Raw genomic sequence first — 15,886 nt, forward strand, 5'->3', positions numbered from 1 at the left:
TGCGTTGACAAGCCCGACGTCGGGCGGATTCCACTACCGCGGGCAGAATGGCTCGCGAGGGATCTAAATGGCGTAGCTCTATCGGTAGTTCGCGTGCCGTGACCTCGCAATCGCGAGGTGCGAGCGCCGCCCATCCCGAGTGGATGACGTCAGCGGCAGCGGTTCAGGCGCGTGCCCCCAGTCTGGCTCACGCTCGAAACTGGCGTCGGTAGAGGCCGGGTTCGCGATCGATGCGGGTGGTGAGGTCGTGCGCCCGCTGCGTCTCTTCTGATGTGAACGGCACGGTGCGCGCCGTCCAGTTCTCGCGCCTCACCGGAATGCATTGCGCGATCGGCGTGCCCTTCGGCAGCACGCCGCAGAAATTCACGTCGTGCCAGTAAGCGGGAAAGTGAATCCAGTTGTCGTGATAGCGATCGCAATCGACGAGGCCCGTCAGCGTGGTGAACGGCAGGTCGGGGCGATTGAACGGATGCGTAAAGAGCACCGCATAGCCTTCCGGCGCTTCGATCGTCCAGAGATTGTGGAATTTGATCAGGAAGCGATCGGCCTCGAACAAAGGCGTGCCTATCACCTGGCTCGCATCATGAAATCCGATCGGCGAACGCACGAAGCTGACCGAGCCGCCCGGTGGCAGCTCGTTGTCCCAGGTGATCTCGCCGTTCTCGAATCTGAGATCGCACATCAGCGGGATCAGGAAGCCTGAGGTCATGGCATCGACAAAAGGCGGACAGCGCTTGACGGTGTTCTCTTCGCGCAGGTTGAGCGCGTTGAATGCCTGTGCAGGCATCGTCTTCAGCCAGTCCGGCAGCCCGAGCGCGGCGCGGATCGGCGGCGGCAACACGCCTTCCAATTCCGCGGGGCAGCGGAAGGTCAGCGTCTGGGAGAGATCGGTATCGGGCACTTTTCTTGGTTATCGTTATGTGCGCTGTCGCTGGTTCGGCGCGCGACGAGGCTGCGCTGCTCCGGAAATCCGCGGCATACTGCCACACGCGGAACCGGACGGAAGATGGGGAGGCGTGAGGCCTGCCATGCGTGAGGCACGCCGAACATGAATTGTCGGTAATGAAATCCGCGGCAGCGGTCGCGCTTGCGGCTGGCGAGAGTCCGGGCAGAGGTAACGCAGGGTGGATGCGCATGGCCGCCGACCGCATCCATGATCCCGACAGCGGCCGCAACTACGACTCGACGATCGCGATGAAGGGTGCGAACGCGCTGCGCGTCCAGGGCTGCGCCTTCGGCGGCATGCTCTGCGGCGGCCAGACCTGGAAGCGCGTGAGCTGATTGCTCCCACATCGTCATTGCGAGCGCAGCGAAGCAATCCATCTCTCCGCGCAAGTGCAAGCATGGATTGCTTCGCTGCGCTCGCAATGACGGCTGAGGGGTGGCGCGCCCATTCATCCGGCGTTCAGCCCCGCGCGGCTGATATCGCTGCCCTCGCCTGTGGTCTCTCGGGGATCTCTTGTGACGCCGCATCGGTTTTCTCTCGCACTCCTGTTTGCGATCGGCTTGTTGTTGGGCGGCACGGTGCACACGCCAGCCGCCGCGGCCGATTCGACGCAGCTCACGCAGACGCAGCCCGTCCCTGCTCCAGCGCAGGCGCCGGCAACACAGGCACCGGACGCGCCGGCGGCAGATGCGCAGCAACCCACCGCCGAGCCGATCGGCAATGTCGCCGATCTCACCGGCAGCGCCAGCGTTATCAGAAACAACGCGACGACGGCGCTGCAGATCAGGGACGACATCTTCGCGGGCGACGTCGTGGAGACACGGGCCAAGTCGACGCTCGGCATTACCTTCAACGATGCCACGACGTTCAAGCTGTCGGCGAGCGCCAGGATCACGATCGACCGCTATGTCTATGACGAAGGCGGCAAGCAGAATGCCGGGATGTTCGACGTCGCCAAGGGCACGGTCGCCTTCGTTGCCGCTGGCGTCGCCAAGACCGGCGACATGCGGATATCGACGCCGACCGCGACGCTCGGCATTCGCGGCACCACCGGTTTGGTCGAGGTGCCCGAGGGCGCGACCGCGACGTCCAACAACGTCGCCATCAAACTCTATCCGGACGCCGACGGCCGCGTTGGCCGGATCGAGATCAACGACCGCGGCGGTGCGCAACTCGGCACGCTGACGCGCGGCGCCAGCGGTTTCACGATCCGGCCCGACAGAGTTGGTGGTGCGCGCTTCGCCGCGGTGCCGCTGACGATGTCGGCGCTGCAGATTCAGCGCGACCGCGGCTTCGTCCGCCAGCTCTACACCACGCAGAATTTCGGCCGGCAGCTTGTCAACGAGCAGCGCGCATTCCGCCGCGCCAATCCTGGCGTGCCCTATCCAAACCGCGGCCAGCCGTTCCGGCCGGGCCCGCAACGGCAGAATATGTTGCCGGGCCAGCAGAACCGTCCCGGGCAGCAACCCGGCCAGCAGAATCGTCCGGGCCAACGGCAACCGGGCGCGCCTGATCGGCAGGGCTTGCAGCAGCGTCCCGGCGGACCGCAGCAGGCGGGTCCGTCGCGCACCGATCAGCACAGACTGCCCGGACAACCCGGCGGCACACCACTCCCGCGTACGGGACAGCAAGGCGCTCCGCGGCAAGGCGCAGAGCCGTCACGCGCGCCACAGCGGGTTGGGCAACCGCCCTCGATCCGCGAGGGACAACCGCAGCGCGGCGGATTCAGGCAGGGAGCACCCGGCGTGCAACGCCCCGGATTGCTGAACCGCCCCACGGTGCAACCACGGCGGCAATTTCCATTGAGAGACGGCAGGAGAGAACGGCGCGGCGATTGAAATTCCGCTCGGAACTCAGCCCGGGTGCAGCGAACGCGTAACCTGGGACATCTGCGGCAACGTTTACGAGCGGTCCCGGGTTACGCTGACGCTCCACCCGGGCTACGGCGCAGTTCGTGTGGAGAGAGTTTGGCGCGCTCAGGCTGCGCGGCGGAGCCAGTCCCTGACGCGATCGATGAAATTCCTGCGCGGACGGTGGGCATCGATGACAACAGGCTCGATGTCAGGCGCAAACGACGGCTCGAGCTCGGCCTCGGGCGCTGGAGCCGACATCGCGGGCTCCACCGCCTCGGTGGCAGAGAGCGGCTCCTCCTGCGCGATGGGCGCATCGAGCTGCGCGGGCTCGGGCACAGTTGTCGGTTCGCTGACCGAAGGCGGCGTGACTGTGCGACGGGGCCGCCGCGTTGCCGGCTTGGCCGCCTTGCGTCGCGTGGCTTCGCTGAGGGCCGCGGCCTGCAGCGCGATCGGACCGACATTCTCGAGGAACGCACGCTCATGATCGCGCGACAGCCGCTCGAGAGCTTCGTCGAGCGGCAGCCAGTCGACCGCCTTGATGTCATACATCAATTCGTAAGCCTGCTCGTCGCCCGCTTCCATGCGCCAGTAATGCACGACCTTGTAGCGACCGCCGGAATCGTAGACCAGCGTGCCCAGGAACTCGTGCACGGACACCTCATGCCCGGTCTCTTCCAGCACCTCGCGCTCGGCGGCCGCGCGCGGCGTCTCGCCGTCGTCGAGCTTGCCTTTGGGCAGCACCCATTCGTTCCGCTTGCGCAGGCGCACGACCGCGATCAGCGGCGTCGCTTGCCGCCGCAGCACAATGCCTCCCGCCGCCAGAACAGGCGCCCGTGCCATCCTTGCTCCCGAATTGCCCGAATGCCGAATCGTGTCGGGAGCATATAGGAGCTTCCAGCAGCAAAATCGAGATTGGATTCTCCGTCATTGCGAGGAGCGACAGCGACGAAGCAATCCACGTTTCCGCAAGTGGCGGCGTGGATTGCTTCGCTTCGCTCGCAACGACGGGAGAGAGTGAGTGCCGCGGCTCTACGCCAAAGGCTTTCGTAGCAGCGGCTCGCCCGCGCGGATGCGGGCGCCGTCGGTAACGTTATCGCAAAATTCGAAATGATCGGGGGCGAGCACGATGATGGTGGAGCCGTGCTCGAACCAGCCGAGCTCGTCGCCCTTGTGCGCACTGGCGTCGCACGGGAACGTGACCGGGCCCTTGGTCTGCGCATTCAGCGTGCGATCCAGGAAATGCAGGCGGATGCTCGCGACCAGGATCGCGGCGACCGGCACCAAGGTCAGCGGCTCGCCGGTGGAGAGGCGGGCCTCAAGCACCGCGCGCTCGTTCTTGCAGAACAGACGCTCGACCCGCTTCAGCGCGATCGGATTGACGTTCCAGACGTCGCCATGGATGAAGGTGACCTTCTCGATCCGGCAGTCCGCGGGCGCATGGAACCGGTGATACATGCTCGAGGTCAGCCGCAAGGTGATGAAGCGGCCGTTGCGGTGCTGCTCGACCAGAGCGGGATCGCCGAGCAGGTCGAGAAGCGCATAGGGCGCGCCCTTGATCTGAAATAGTTTGGAGTCCTCGATCCGGCCATGGGCGCCGATGATGGCGTCCGACGGGCTGGCGATGACCGCGGGGTCGGGATCGAACGGCCGCAGCCCGGGCCGCAACTCCCGCGTGAAACAGTCGTGCAGGCTCTTGAATTCGGTCTTCTTGGCCTCCGACAGGTCGAGGTCGGAGAACAGCCGCCAGCAGGCGATCGAGAGGTCACGCACCACCGGGTTCTCGATCTTGGAGAACCAGCCCATGAAACGGGTCACGGCCGCCCGGGGGATGCGGTTGGTCAGCAGGAAATTCAGGTCCTCCTGCTGGGTTATCGACGAAATCAGGCCTCTGACTGTCATGAATCTGTTAGCTGCCGACGTTAGCGCTTCTGGCATGGAAACATCCCTTCCGATTCTCTCGCTGTCCGCCGCCGCGATTGCCGGCGCCGCTGCAGCTTTCCCCAAAATTCAGGCCCGCCTGGCGCTGTCGCGTGCCAAGCATCGCTCGCTGACCGGACATTCCAAGATGTCCAAGATGGTCGCGCGGCTGGTGCCTCATTACGAATTCGACATCGACAAATTCTTCGCGGTCGATGGCGCGCCGCGCGAGATCGCGATGCAGCGGCAGGACGGCTTCTTCCGCCTCGCCGGCCTCTACGCCCAGCGCTATGCCAAGGGCCGGCAGATGACGGCGGAGGCCGCGCAGCACATCTCCGACCTGCAGTTCACCGAGAGCTACCGCGTGCCGTTCCAGTTCAGCCGGCTGGTGCGCGAGCATCTGAGCACCAGCTCCTTCATGCAATCGTCCTCGGGCCTCACCGTTACCGATGTCGACGGCAACGTGTTCTACGATCTCACCGGCTCCTACGGCGTCAACATCTTCGGCAATGACTTCTACAAGGAGTGCATCGCCGAGGGTGAGAAGCGCGCCCACGCGCTCGGGCCGGTGCTCGGCCCCTACCACCCTGTTATCCTCGACAACGTCAAACGGCTCTGCGCGATCTCGGGCCTCGACGAAGTCTCGTTCCACATGTCCGGAACGGAAGCCGTGATGCAGGCGGTGCGGTTGGCGCGCTACCACACCCGCCGCACGCATCTTGTCCGCTTCGCCGGCGCCTATCACGGCTGGTGGGGCGACGTGCAGCCCGGCGTCGGCAACCCGGTCTCGCCGCACGAGACCCACACGCTCGCCGACATGTCGGAAAAGACGCTGCATGTGCTCCGCACGCGGCGCGACATCGCCTGCGTCCTGGTCAATCCGCTGCAGGCGCTGCATCCGAATTCCAACGCGCCCGGCGATTCGGCCCTGGTCGACAGTTCCCGCAGCGGCAGGTATGACCGCGACGCCTATACCGAATGGCTGAAGAAGCTGCGCGAGGTCTGCACCGAGCGCGGCATCGTCTTGATCTTCGACGAAGTATTTGTCGGCTTCCGTATCGCCGCCGGCGGCGCTCAGGAATATTTCGGCGTCCGCGCCGACATGGTGACCTACGGCAAGAGCCTCGCCGGCGGCCTGCCGGTCGGCGTGGTCTGCGGCCGCAAGGATTTGATGCGGCGCTTCCGCGACGACAGGCCCGCCGACGTCTGCTTCGCCCGCGGCACCTTCAATTCGCACCCCTACGTGCTGACGGCGATGGATGAATTCCTGAGCCGGCTCGCCAGCCCGAATTTCCGTTCGGTCTATAACGGGCTGGACGAGACCTGGAACGGCCGCGCCAAGCAGCTCAACGACCGGCTGACCGCAGCGGAACTCCCGGTCCGCGTCTCCAATCTCTCGTCGATCTGGATGGTCCATTACACCGAGCCGTCCCGCTACAATTGGATGCTGCAGTACTACCTGCGGGCCGAAGGGCTGGCGCTGAGCTGGGTCGGCACCGGGCGCCTGATCTTCGGCCTGAACACCAGCGACGCCGATTTCACCGAAGTCGCCGACCGCTTCGTCGCCGCCGGCGAGAAGATGAAGCGCGACGGCTGGTGGTGGCAGAAGCCCGGCGTCACCAACAAGGACATCAAGCGGCAGATCCTGCGCGAGATGGTCGCCGGAAAGTTCGGGCGCTAGGCGCCTTTCTCTCCCCCTTCGCTTGTCATTCCGGGGCGATGCGAAAGCATCGAGCCCGGAATCCATTGCGCCGTCCGCGCCTGCCGCCAGATGGATTCCGGGTTCGCGCTGCGCGCGCCCTGGAATGACGGTGCCAGTGACAGGGCCTGAGACAAGCATGCCCGGGACTGGCCCGGGCATGACGCGAGTGAACACAGCGAAGTCAATTTGTTATCGGCGGTAGGCGCTCAGGCGTGCTTCTGTTCCAGCTCGCCAGCGAGGTGCAGGCCGGGATCGATCAGCTCGCCCTTCAGGAGCGCCAGCGGCGCCTTGTGATAGAGCATCAGGTCGTGGAAGGGGTCGGTGATGATCTTGGCCATCCAGACCAGGCCGGTCTCGATGTCGCGGATGAAGAACAGGTGCACGGTGCGGAAGAGGAGACCGCCGATGCCGACCGCTAGCCAGATCTTGGCGACTTGACGGGTGAAGTCGAACACCGTTTCCCAGGGCGCGAACAGGCCGAACAGGGTCGGATCGGCGAACAGCACCAGCGGCGACAGGGCCCAGATCGCCATCAGCACGACCTTGCGCTGCAGGTTGTAGCCGACCTTGATCTCTTCCTTGTGCTCGTGGGTGGCCTGGTTGATGTGGTCATAGCCCCGCGGCTCGAAGAAGAAGTGGCCGGCCTGGCGCGAGGTCATCGAGACCAGCCAGCCGACCAGCGCCGAGATCGCCGGATCGAAGAACAGCATCACATAGGCGAACAGGAAGCTCAGGGCGCTGACGAAGTGCAGGCTCTGATTGATCCGGCTGTGATGATAGTAGCGATGGTCATCCCAGCGCTGGGTACGCAGTTCCTGCAGAAAATTCTTGATCATTCTTTCCCCCAAGAGGATTTCGGGACGTGCTTACAGAGATTCGATGTACGCCGTGTGACATCATCATAATGACATATGACACGACGCAGCGACGCGGTGACGCAATGAGGCGATGGACTCCCCTCATCAAGGACTGACTCTCTCCCCTCATCCTGAGGAGCGCGGAACGCGCGTCTCGAAGGATGAGGCCACCAGCGGAGCCTCATGGTTCTCTAGGCGAAGCGAAGCTTCGTCCGGAGACGGCGCCCAAAGGGCGCCTCCTCACCATGAGGGTCAGGCAAAGTCAGGCGGCCTTCGCGACTTCAGCCTTGCGGAAGCGGACCAGCGAGAAATGGCCGAGCGGCGGGATCAGGCGGCGCTCCGCCAGCTCCACGCCCTTGGCGCCGGCAAGCCACTTGGTGTAGCGCGACCAGGCGAACTCGGCGGTGCGGAAGCCGAGCGGACGCACGACCGGCTGCAGCTTCTGCTCGATGAAGCGGCGTACGCCGGCATCGGCGCTGACGCGGGTCAGGATGATGAGCTCACCGCCCGGGCGCAGCACGCGCGCGAATTCGTCGAGCGCGGCTTCCGGATTCGGCACGGCAGTGACGACATATTGCGCCATCACCACGTCGAACGAGTTGTCGGGGAATTCGAGCTTCTCGGCGTCCATCACCGCGAGCCCCTCGATATTCTTCAGGCCGAGTTCGGCAACCCGCTTCTTCGCCTTCTCCAGCATCGCCTCCGAAATGTCGGTGCCGAAGATGCGGACATGCGGCGCGTAAAGCGGCAGCGAGATGCCGGTGCCGACACCGACCTCGAGCACACGGCCGCCGATCTTGTTGGTCGCCTGGATCGCCGCGGCCCGGCCCTTCTTGAACACGCCGCCGAACACGAGATCGTAGACCGGAGCCCAGCGGTCATAAGCCTGCTCGACCGTCTCGCGATCAAAATCCAACTGGCTGCTTCCGTCGAGTTTGATGATGTTATCTGCCATCGAAGATACGCCTTCTAGTTCGAGAGCGGGGGTGACTCTTCTGCGAAACGTCGTCCCACTCTCTCCTCTTGTTTAAGCATGATCTCTTCGGAAAACCGGTTCCCGCTTTTCCGGATCATGCTTGAATTAACCTTGCACCGCACTCCGGCCGGCGACGCGCCGGGTCGAACGCAACACCCTGCTCGGCTGCAACGCCGAGAGATTGCCGATGAATTGCCGCGCGCTGTTCTCCCAGGAACGTTGCAGCGCGAAGTTCCTGCACGCCGCTCGCGACATCGTGAGCGCGCGCAGGCACGCGCTGCGCAGATCGTCATCGATCGCGCCGATCGGATGATCCGAGATCACGTCCTTCGGGCCGGTGACCGGAAACGCCGCCACCGGCGTGCCGCAAGCCAGCGCTTCGAGCTGAACCACGCCGAAGGTGTCGGTGAGACTCGGGAAAACGAACACGTCAGCCGCGGCGAGGTGCGAGGTGAGGTCCTGCCCGGTCTTCTCGCCGAGGAAGACGACGTTCGGATATTTGCGCGCGAGTTCCGCTCTCTGCGGGCCGTCGCCGACCACGACCTTAGTGCCCGGCAGATCCAGCGACAGGAACGCTTCGAGATTCTTCTCCACCGCCACACGCCCCATGGCCATGAAGATCGGCCGCAGCAGATCGAGCTCGGCCGGATGATCGGGATTGAACAATTCGGTATCGACGCCGCGCGTCCAGAAGCCGAGCTTGCGAAAACCGCGTTCCGCCAGTTCCTGGCGGAGCGAGACTGTCGCCACCATCGTCATGGCGCCAGCCGCATGGAAGCGGCGCAGTATCCAGTAGCCGACGCTGGCCGGAAGCCCTGTACGGACCGACACATATTCCGGAAAGCGCGTCGTGTAGGAGGTCGTGAAAGCAAGCTTGTGGCGCAGGCAATAGCTGCGCACCGCCCAGCCGATCGGACCTTCGGTCGCGATATGGATCGCCTCCGGCTCGGCCTCCTCGATCCGCTGTGCGATCTCGCGCCGGTTCGGCAGCGCCATGCGCAGCCCGGGATAGGTCAGCACGCCCAGGGACGGAAACCCTTCCGGTGTCAGGAAAGTGATCTCGGCGCCGAGGCCTGCCGCGCTACGCTGCAGCGACGTCAGCGTGCGCACCACGCCATTGACCTGCGGATGCCAGGCGTCGGTTGCAACTAATATCCGCATCTCGAAAACCCGAAGTGTTAATGATTCTTCGGGGCAGAAGTTCTGACATTGATATTTCAGGCGTATGACGTCATCGATATGTAAGGAAGGTTTTTCGGGCGGCTCACACGCTTTTTCGGCCAACATGACAGAACGATGTCAGAGACAAGCGAAGATCTGGCTCCAAAGCGCCCGCGGCGGAAGCGAAAAAACTATTCGCTGCTGATCCTCGCGGCCGGCCTCTTCCTGTTCGGCGTTGCCGCCAGCACGCTGTATTATTTTCTGCGGCCCGTGACGCTGACGATCGCGGTCGCCCCTCCCGGCAGCGACGACCAGAAGCTGATCCAGGCGCTGGCGCAGACCTTCGCCCGCGATCAGAGCCCGGTGCGCCTGTCGACGGTCGTGACCGAGAACGCCGCAGAAAGCATTGCGGCGTTGACCAGATCGAAGGTGGACATGGCGGTGGCGCGCGCCGACCTCAACCTGCCCGCCAACGCCGATGCAGTCGCGATCCTGCGCAAGAATGTCGTGGTGCTGTGGGCGCCTTCCGGCCTGCGCGCGAAGGGATCGAGGCGATCGCCGACGCCAAAGATCAAGAGCCTCGACGATCTCGACGGCCATCGCATCGGCGTGATCGGACGGACAGACGCCAACGTCACGCTGCTGCGCGTGATCCTGAAGGAGTCCGGTGTCAATCCCGACAAGGTCGCGGTGACGCAGTTCGCTATCAATCAGACCGCCGAAATGGCGCGCGATATGACGCTCGATGCCTACATGGCGGTCGGCCCGCTCGACAGCAAGATCACCGCGGGCGCGATCGCCGCGACGGCCGCCGCACGGGGCGCGCCGAAATTCCTGCCGATCGACGTTTCCGAGGCAATCGCCGCGAAGCATCCGCTCTATGAATCGGCGGAGATCGCGGGCAGCATCTTTTCATCCTCGCCGGCCTGGCCCGACGACAAGGTCGAGACCGTCAGCGTCGATCATCTCATCATCGCGCTGCACTCGTTCTCGGACACCTCGATCGGCGCTTTCGTCCGCCAGCTCTTCAACGTGCGCCAGCAGCTCGCGCGCGACGTGCCGGCGGCCGCGAACATCGAGAAGCCCGACACCGACAAGGACGCAGCACTGCCGGCACATCCGGGTGCAGCCGCCTATATCGACGGCACCGAGCGCACCTTCCTGGACAAATACAGCGACTACATCTGGTTCGCGATCCTGGGCCTGTCGGGCCTCGGATCGGTCGGCGCCTGGCTGCGGCATGCCTGGCGCCGCAACGAGCGCGACCGCTATCTCGATCATCGCGACAGCCTGCTGGCATTGATCACCAAGGCACGGCAGGCAGAGACGCCGGACGCGCTCGAGAAGATGCAGAGCGAGGCCGATGGCGTGCTGCGCGAGGCGCTCGACTGCTACGACGACGGCGCCATCGAGGAAGGCGACCTTTCCGCGATCGGGCTCGCGCTCGACCAGCTCCACCATGCCGTCGCCGACCGCCGCGCCATGCTCGGCATCGCTCCGCCGGACGCGCCGCGCATGCGCGACGCACTTCCCCCTCTCCCCGTTCTTACGGGGAGAGGGTCGGGGTGAGGGGCTCTCTCCGCGAACGCGGTTGGCGAATGGATTCGCGGAGGCCCCCCTCACCCGAAATTCAAGCTGCGCTTGATTTTCGACCTCTCCCCGCAAGCGGGGCGAGGTGAAGCCGAGCTCGCCCCTCGGCCTGCTCAAACACCCAGATACACCTGCCGGATATATTCGTCGCCGGCGAGTTCCTTGGCGCGGCCTTCGCGGACGGTGCGGCCGTGCTCGAGCACGTAGACGCGGTCGGCGATGCGCAAGGTCGCGGTGGCGTCCTGCTCGACGATCAGGATCGCGGTGCCGTCCTTCCTGATCTTCTCGATGGCGTCGAAGATCAGGCCCTTCAGCCGCGGCGCGATACCGACCGAGGGTTCGTCGAGCAGCAGCAATTCCGGGCGGCCCATCATGGCGCGACCGATCGCCACCATCTGCTGCTCGCCGCCCGACAGCGTGCTCGATTGCTGCTGCTGGCGTTCCTTCAACACCGGGAACAGCGCGAAGACGCGTTCGAGGTCTTCGGCGATCTCGGCCTTGTTGCTCCTGAGATAGGCACCGAGCTGCAGGTTCTTCAGGACAGATAGTTCCGGGAACAGCCGCCGCCCCTCGGGGCAGTGGCAGATACCGCGGGCGACGACGTCATAGGGCGGCAGACGCTCCAGCGTCTCACCCTTGAATTTCAGCGTGCCGGTCGAGCCGATCGCCCGCGAGATCGCTTTCAACAGCGTGGTCTTGCCGGCGCCATTCGGGCCTAGCACGCCGACCAATTCGCCCTTGTCGACGGTGACGCTGACCTGCTCGACGGCCAGCGCCTTGCCGTAGCGGACGCTGAGATCTCTGACTTCAAGCAGAGGCATGCGCGGCCTCCGTCTTCCCGATATAGGCCTCGATCACGCGCGGGTTCCGCACGATCTCGGCCGGCGGCGCGATCGCGATGATCTCGCCGAAATCGATCGCGATGACGCGAGAGACCAGCGCCATGAACTCGCGCAGCTTGTGCTCGATCAAAAGGATCGTCAGCTTCTGCTCGCGGTGCAGCCGCTTGATCAATTGCGCCAGCGGCTCGATCTCGCTGCTGCCGAGCCCCGCGAAGGGCTCGTCAAGCAGCAACAGGTTCGGCTTGGTCGCGAGCGCACGCGCGATCTCCAGCCGCCGCAGATCGCCATAGGGCAGCGTCTCGACCGGCTCGCGCGCCTTGGCGCCGAGCCCGACCTGGTCGAGCAGCTCCTGCGCACGCGCCTCCTTGTCGTGCGCATCGCGCGCCCGCGGCGACAGGCAGGCGACGACGACATTCTCAAGCACCGTCATACCGAGGAAGGGCCGCGTAAGCTGGAAGGTGCGGGCGACGCCGCGGTTGACGATCTTGTGCGGCGCCAGCCCGCGGAGTTCCTGCCCCTCGAACAGGACGCTGCCGGTGTCCGCCGCAATGAAGCCGGTGAGCAGGTTGAACAGCGTGGTCTTGCCGGCGCCGTTCGGCCCGAGAATGCCGGTGAGTTCGCCGGGCTCCAGCGAGAAGCTGACGTTCTTGGTGGCCGTGAGACCGCCGAAGCGCTTGGAGAGTTCTTTGACCTCAAGAATGGCGCTCATCGGAAGCGCTCCGTCAGCCGCCGCCACAGCGGTGCGATCAGCCCGTTGGGCAGGAAGAACAGGATCAGCATCAAGGTCAGCGTATAGACCCAGAGCCGGTATTCGCCGAACGTGCGCAGCAGTTCGGTCAAAAGCGTCAGCATGATCGCGCCAAGCGCCGGCCCATAGATCGAGCCGATGCCGCCGACATAGACCATGATGATCACCGTGATCGACACCACGACCGAGAACAGCGGCGGGCTCACCTGCAACTGGTAATGCGCGTAGAGCGCGCCGCCGAGGCCGGCGAAGGCCGCGCTGATGGTCAGCGAAGCGATCTTGTAGAAGGTGACGTTGATGCCGGCGGCCTGACAGGTCGCTTCGTCGCCGCGGATCGCGCGCAGCAACAGTCCCCAATGCGACTGCGCAAGCGCGGTGAGGATCGCCACTGCCGCGACCAGGATCGCGAGCACAAACCAGTAGTAGTGCAGCGGCGACTGGATCAGCGGATCGAGGCCGTAAAGTCCTTCCTCGCCACCGCTATACTCCCAGAAGATCAGGCAGAGCCGCTGCATGATGGCGGAGGCCGACAGCATGGCAAGCGCAAAATACGGGCCGCGCAGCCGCAGCGTCGGGAAGCCGACGATCAGGCTGAAGGCGACCGCGACCACCACCGCCGTCGGCAGGCTGTACCAGGGATTGGCGTACCAGGCGGTGGCGAGGAAGCCCGCGGTATAGGCGCCGGCGCCGATGAACAGCGAGTGTCCGAAATTCTCGCGGCCGGTGAGGCCGGACATGAAGTCCCAGCTCGCCGCCCAGATCGCGTAGATCACGCAGACGGTGAGGACGCCGGTGAAATAGCTGCTGTTGAGCAGCACCGGCGCGAGCGCCAATAGCGCCACGACGACGATGGCGCCGGAAAGGTCGACGATAGAAAGCTGCTTCATCAGAACGCCGCCCGCCGACCGAGCAATCCGGACGGCTTGATCATCAATGTCGTGACGACGGCGACCAGCGACACCAGTTCGGTCCATGAGGACGAAATGAGGTAGGCGACGATGGTCTCGGAATAGCCGAGCAGGAGCGCGGCCAGGATGCTGCCCGGGATCGACCCGAGCCCGCCGACGATGACGATGGCGAAGGCCTTCACCATCGGCAATAAGCCCATGGTCGGCTGCACCGTGAGGAACGGCGAGACCAGCACGCCCGCCAGCGCCGCGGTCCCGGCCGAGATCGCCATCACCACCGAGAAGATGCGGTTGGTGGGAATGCCCATATATTGCGCGGCCTCCGGATCCTGCGACACCGCGAGGATCGCAGCCCCAAGCCGCGTGCGCTGGATGAACAGCCACAGCAGCAGGAGCACCAGCACGCCCGCGATCAAGGCAAGCAGCCGTTGCCCGCCGATGTCGACGCCACCGATGGAAATCTTGTCCGCCACGAAGGACGGCACGTTGCGGTATTCGGAACCGAAGGTGATGAACAGCCCCTGCTCGACCGCGAGCGACACCGAGAGTGTGATCATGAGGACCGCGAGCTGCGAATAGCGCAGCGGACGGACCAGGAAACGCTCCATCAACACGCCGAACAGTGCAACCACCAGCACCGCGAGCGGTGCCGCGATGAGCAATGGCCAATGCAACAGGCCGGTGAAGACATAGGCCGCATAGGCGCCGAGCGCGTAGAACGCGCCGTGGGCGAGGTTGAGGATCCGCGCCACACCGAAGATCAGGGTGAAGCCGACCGCGAGCATGGCGTAGATCGCGCTCGACACCGCGCCATAGATCAGAATTTCAAGCATGCTATCCCTGTCGAACGTCGCGAGTCAGGGCGACCGGCCACACCACTAGGTGAGCCGATCGACCAACGAGAACAGACGCGATCAGTTGCTCATCCAGGGCGGAGCGATCATCTTGCCGGTGGCCGCTTCCTTTGGCCAGACCACGACGCGCTCGCCGTTCGGCTGCCACTGCACGAACAAGAGGTTCTGCAGGCCGGGGCCGGTCTTGACATCATGCAACTCGTCGAACACCAGCTTGCCGGCGATGCCGACATGGTCGGTCTTCTCAAGTTCCTTGATGACGGCGTCGGCTTCGGTCGACTTGGCGCGGGCAACCGCGTCGGCATAGACGTAGACCGCATCATAGGCGCCGATGCCGGTGTAGACAGGCGCGGTGCCGTAGCGTTTGACGAATTCATCCCAGAACGGAATGGTCTTCGGCGTCAGCGGCGCGCGGATCGCGAACATGCCAACCGTTTCGCTGTTGGCCTTGCCGCCGACGCGGCTGAAGAAGTCGGCGTCCTGGCTCTTGACGTCGATACCGCCGATCGGGATCGGCACCTGCGCGTCATGCCACTGCTTGACGAACACGTCCGACGAGGCGTGCGAGAGGATCACGATCAGGTATTGCGCGCCGCTGTCCTTGACCTTGGCAAACAGCGGCGAGAAGTCCGCGGTCGAGGTGTCGAAGAATTCGGCGAGCTTCACCTCGGTGCCACCGTCGATCGCGCCCTTCTTGAGGATCGGCACCAGATCCTGCACCCATTTCGCGTTCTCACCGACGATCGCGATCTTGGTGTACTTCATGTCGTCCTTGAGCTTGCCATTGATGAAGTCGACAAGCGCGCGGGCCTGGTGCGCCGCGTTGATCGGGAAGGCGCGGAAAATATACTTGTAATTGTCGTAGTCGGCCTTCACCTTCGCGGTGATTGCGGGCGAAGCGGCACCGACGCCGATATAGATGGTCTTGGCGCGGGAGATGTGCGGCAATTGCGCCAGCGTGACGCCGGAGGTGTAGCCGCCGATCAGCACGTCGACCTTGTCGTCGGCGGTGAGTTTCTTGATCGCGGCGATCCCCTGCTCCGGATTCTCGGTTTCGTCGGCGACGACGATCTCGAGCTTGCGGCCGAGCACGCCGCCCTTGGCGTTAATCTCGTCGGCCGCCAGCTTCGCTGCATTCTGGGTGTCGCGCCCGACCTGGAGCTGGATGGAGGTCGGCACACCGATACGGATGGGCTGCTGGGCTAAAGCGGTTTGGGCGGAAAAACCGAGACCGAGAATGCTCGCGGCTGCGAGCCATTTCAAGAATGGCTTCATTTCTAAACTCCCTGCCGCAACAGGTCTTTTTGCCTGATGCGTTTGTTTTTCTTTTAATTGGACCAACAGTTTGCCCGCGACGCAAACGGCAAGTCAAGAACGTAGGTTGGGCAGCCGGCGCGCAGCGACGAAATCTTAACGAAACAATTCCTTACCCCCACGAAACCATTTTGGCGATTTCGTGCAAATGTCCCGAAACGCTTGACCTGTATTGGATCAGATCAACGAGGCGCTAAACCGCAAGCGGCGCCACAGGG

The 15,886-nt window shown here is 64.3% G+C and carries 14 protein-coding genes and 1 pseudogene; 4 read left to right on the forward strand and 11 right to left on the reverse strand.

Annotation, left to right across the window (positions count from 1 at the left end):
- Nucleotides 1-187: 187 nt before the first annotated feature.
- A complete protein-coding gene (locus AC5ZGW_RS07660; protein WP_130226446.1) occupies nt 188-901 on the reverse strand; it encodes a hypothetical protein in 714 nt (237 codons plus the stop codon).
- Between the two features lie 245 nt (nt 902-1,146).
- On the opposite strand from AC5ZGW_RS07660, the pseudogene AC5ZGW_RS07665 reads away from it, so the two are divergent.
- Both AC5ZGW_RS07665 and AC5ZGW_RS07670 read left to right on the forward strand, forming a co-directional pair.
- A pseudogene (locus AC5ZGW_RS07665) lies at nt 1,147-1,281 on the forward strand (DUF2147 domain-containing protein); the annotation flags it as partial.
- Nucleotides 1,282-1,461: 180 nt separating this feature from the next.
- Nucleotides 1,462-2,784: a FecR domain-containing protein gene (locus AC5ZGW_RS07670; protein ID WP_130226447.1), complete on the forward strand. Its 1,323-nt coding sequence runs from the start codon at nt 1,462-1,464 to the stop codon at nt 2,782-2,784.
- Nucleotides 2,785-2,922: 138 nt separating this feature from the next.
- Here AC5ZGW_RS07670 and AC5ZGW_RS07675 read toward each other — a convergent pair whose 3' ends face one another.
- Nucleotides 2,923-3,639 carry an NUDIX hydrolase gene (locus tag AC5ZGW_RS07675; RefSeq protein ID WP_130226448.1) on the reverse strand — a complete coding sequence of 239 codons (717 nt, stop codon included), beginning with the start codon at nt 3,637-3,639 and terminating at the stop codon, nt 2,923-2,925.
- Nucleotides 3,640-3,828: 189 nt separating this feature from the next.
- Nucleotides 3,829-4,698 carry an archaetidylserine decarboxylase gene (asd, locus tag AC5ZGW_RS07680; RefSeq protein WP_130226449.1) on the reverse strand — a complete coding sequence of 290 codons (870 nt, stop codon included), beginning with the start codon at nt 4,696-4,698 and terminating at the stop codon, nt 3,829-3,831.
- Between the two features lie 34 nt (nt 4,699-4,732).
- On the opposite strand from asd, the gene AC5ZGW_RS07685 reads away from it, so the two are divergent.
- Complete coding sequence (locus AC5ZGW_RS07685; protein ID WP_130226450.1) at nt 4,733-6,397, forward strand: aminotransferase class III-fold pyridoxal phosphate-dependent enzyme; 1,665 nt, start codon at nt 4,733-4,735, stop codon at nt 6,395-6,397.
- A gap of 227 nt (nt 6,398-6,624) precedes the next feature.
- Here the strand turns inward: AC5ZGW_RS07685 and AC5ZGW_RS07690 are convergent, their stop codons facing one another.
- The 3 genes from AC5ZGW_RS07690 to AC5ZGW_RS07700 form a co-directional block, all read right to left on the reverse strand.
- Nucleotides 6,625-7,254, reverse strand: a complete 630-nt coding sequence (locus AC5ZGW_RS07690) for a hypothetical protein (RefSeq protein ID WP_130226451.1) — start codon at nt 7,252-7,254, stop codon at nt 6,625-6,627.
- A gap of 283 nt (nt 7,255-7,537) precedes the next feature.
- Nucleotides 7,538-8,230: a class I SAM-dependent methyltransferase gene (locus AC5ZGW_RS07695; RefSeq protein WP_130226452.1), complete on the reverse strand. Its 693-nt coding sequence runs from the start codon at nt 8,228-8,230 to the stop codon at nt 7,538-7,540.
- Nucleotides 8,231-8,356: 126 nt separating this feature from the next.
- Nucleotides 8,357-9,412 (reverse strand): glycosyltransferase family 4 protein, encoded by a 1,056-nt coding sequence (locus AC5ZGW_RS07700; protein ID WP_130226453.1) that lies wholly within the window; start codon nt 9,410-9,412, stop codon nt 8,357-8,359.
- 135 nt (nt 9,413-9,547) lie between these two features.
- Between AC5ZGW_RS07700 and AC5ZGW_RS07705 the strand changes: the two genes are divergently transcribed.
- Nucleotides 9,548-10,981 carry a TAXI family TRAP transporter solute-binding subunit gene (locus tag AC5ZGW_RS07705; protein WP_496113894.1) on the forward strand — a complete coding sequence of 478 codons (1,434 nt, stop codon included), beginning with the start codon at nt 9,548-9,550 and terminating at the stop codon, nt 10,979-10,981.
- 134 nt (nt 10,982-11,115) lie between these two features.
- On the opposite strand, the gene AC5ZGW_RS07710 is transcribed toward AC5ZGW_RS07705, so the two are convergent.
- The 5 genes from AC5ZGW_RS07710 to AC5ZGW_RS07730 all read right to left on the reverse strand — a co-directional run bounded on the left by AC5ZGW_RS07710 (nt 11,116) and on the right by AC5ZGW_RS07730 (nt 15,629).
- The gene (locus tag AC5ZGW_RS07710) at nt 11,116-11,823 is read right to left on the reverse strand and encodes an ABC transporter ATP-binding protein (RefSeq protein WP_028168965.1); all 708 of its coding nucleotides are present in this window, start codon (nt 11,821-11,823) and stop codon (nt 11,116-11,118) included.
- Nucleotides 11,810-12,553, reverse strand: coding sequence for an ABC transporter ATP-binding protein (locus AC5ZGW_RS07715; RefSeq protein WP_130226454.1), 744 nt, complete (start codon nt 12,551-12,553; stop codon nt 11,810-11,812). The genes AC5ZGW_RS07710 and AC5ZGW_RS07715 overlap by 14 nt, the downstream gene beginning before the upstream one ends.
- A complete protein-coding gene (locus AC5ZGW_RS07720; RefSeq protein WP_028168963.1) occupies nt 12,550-13,479 on the reverse strand; it encodes a branched-chain amino acid ABC transporter permease in 930 nt (309 codons plus the stop codon). Before AC5ZGW_RS07720 ends, AC5ZGW_RS07715 begins: the two co-directional genes overlap by 4 nt.
- On the reverse strand, nt 13,479-14,333 hold the full coding sequence (locus AC5ZGW_RS07725) for a branched-chain amino acid ABC transporter permease (protein WP_028168962.1): 855 nt from the start codon (nt 14,331-14,333) through the stop codon (nt 13,479-13,481). The genes AC5ZGW_RS07720 and AC5ZGW_RS07725 overlap by 1 nt, the downstream gene beginning before the upstream one ends.
- An 81-nt stretch (nt 14,334-14,414) precedes the next feature.
- Complete coding sequence (locus AC5ZGW_RS07730) at nt 14,415-15,629, reverse strand: ABC transporter substrate-binding protein (RefSeq protein ID WP_130226455.1); 1,215 nt, start codon at nt 15,627-15,629, stop codon at nt 14,415-14,417.
- Nucleotides 15,630-15,886: the final 257 nt, after the last annotated feature.

It is taken from the genome of Bradyrhizobium sp. Crot121, assembly GCF_059512385.1.

What these genes read in the sequence shown, in the direction of transcription:
- AC5ZGW_RS07675 (WP_130226448.1), bottom strand. Translation starts at nt 3,639, where the DNA reads ATGGCACGGGCGCCTGTTCTGGCGGCGGGAGGCATTGTGCTGCGGCGG.
- asd (WP_130226449.1), bottom strand. Translation starts at nt 4,698, where the DNA reads ATGACAGTCAGAGGCCTGATTTCGTCGATAACCCAGCAGGAGGACCTG.
- AC5ZGW_RS07685 (WP_130226450.1), top strand. Translation starts at nt 4,733, where the DNA reads ATGGAAACATCCCTTCCGATTCTCTCGCTGTCCGCCGCCGCGATTGCC.
- AC5ZGW_RS07690 (WP_130226451.1), bottom strand. Translation starts at nt 7,254, where the DNA reads ATGATCAAGAATTTTCTGCAGGAACTGCGTACCCAGCGCTGGGATGAC.
- AC5ZGW_RS07695 (WP_130226452.1), bottom strand. Translation starts at nt 8,230, where the DNA reads ATGGCAGATAACATCATCAAACTCGACGGAAGCAGCCAGTTGGATTTT.
- AC5ZGW_RS07700 (WP_130226453.1), bottom strand. Translation starts at nt 9,412, where the DNA reads ATGCGGATATTAGTTGCAACCGACGCCTGGCATCCGCAGGTCAATGGC.
- AC5ZGW_RS07705 (WP_496113894.1), top strand. Translation starts at nt 9,548, where the DNA reads ATGTCAGAGACAAGCGAAGATCTGGCTCCAAAGCGCCCGCGGCGGAAG.
- AC5ZGW_RS07710 (WP_028168965.1), bottom strand. Translation starts at nt 11,823, where the DNA reads ATGCCTCTGCTTGAAGTCAGAGATCTCAGCGTCCGCTACGGCAAGGCG.
- AC5ZGW_RS07715 (WP_130226454.1), bottom strand. Translation starts at nt 12,553, where the DNA reads ATGAGCGCCATTCTTGAGGTCAAAGAACTCTCCAAGCGCTTCGGCGGT.
- AC5ZGW_RS07720 (WP_028168963.1), bottom strand. Translation starts at nt 13,479, where the DNA reads ATGAAGCAGCTTTCTATCGTCGACCTTTCCGGCGCCATCGTCGTCGTG.
- AC5ZGW_RS07725 (WP_028168962.1), bottom strand. Translation starts at nt 14,333, where the DNA reads ATGCTTGAAATTCTGATCTATGGCGCGGTGTCGAGCGCGATCTACGCC.
- AC5ZGW_RS07730 (WP_130226455.1), bottom strand. Translation starts at nt 15,629, where the DNA reads ATGAAGCCATTCTTGAAATGGCTCGCAGCCGCGAGCATTCTCGGTCTC.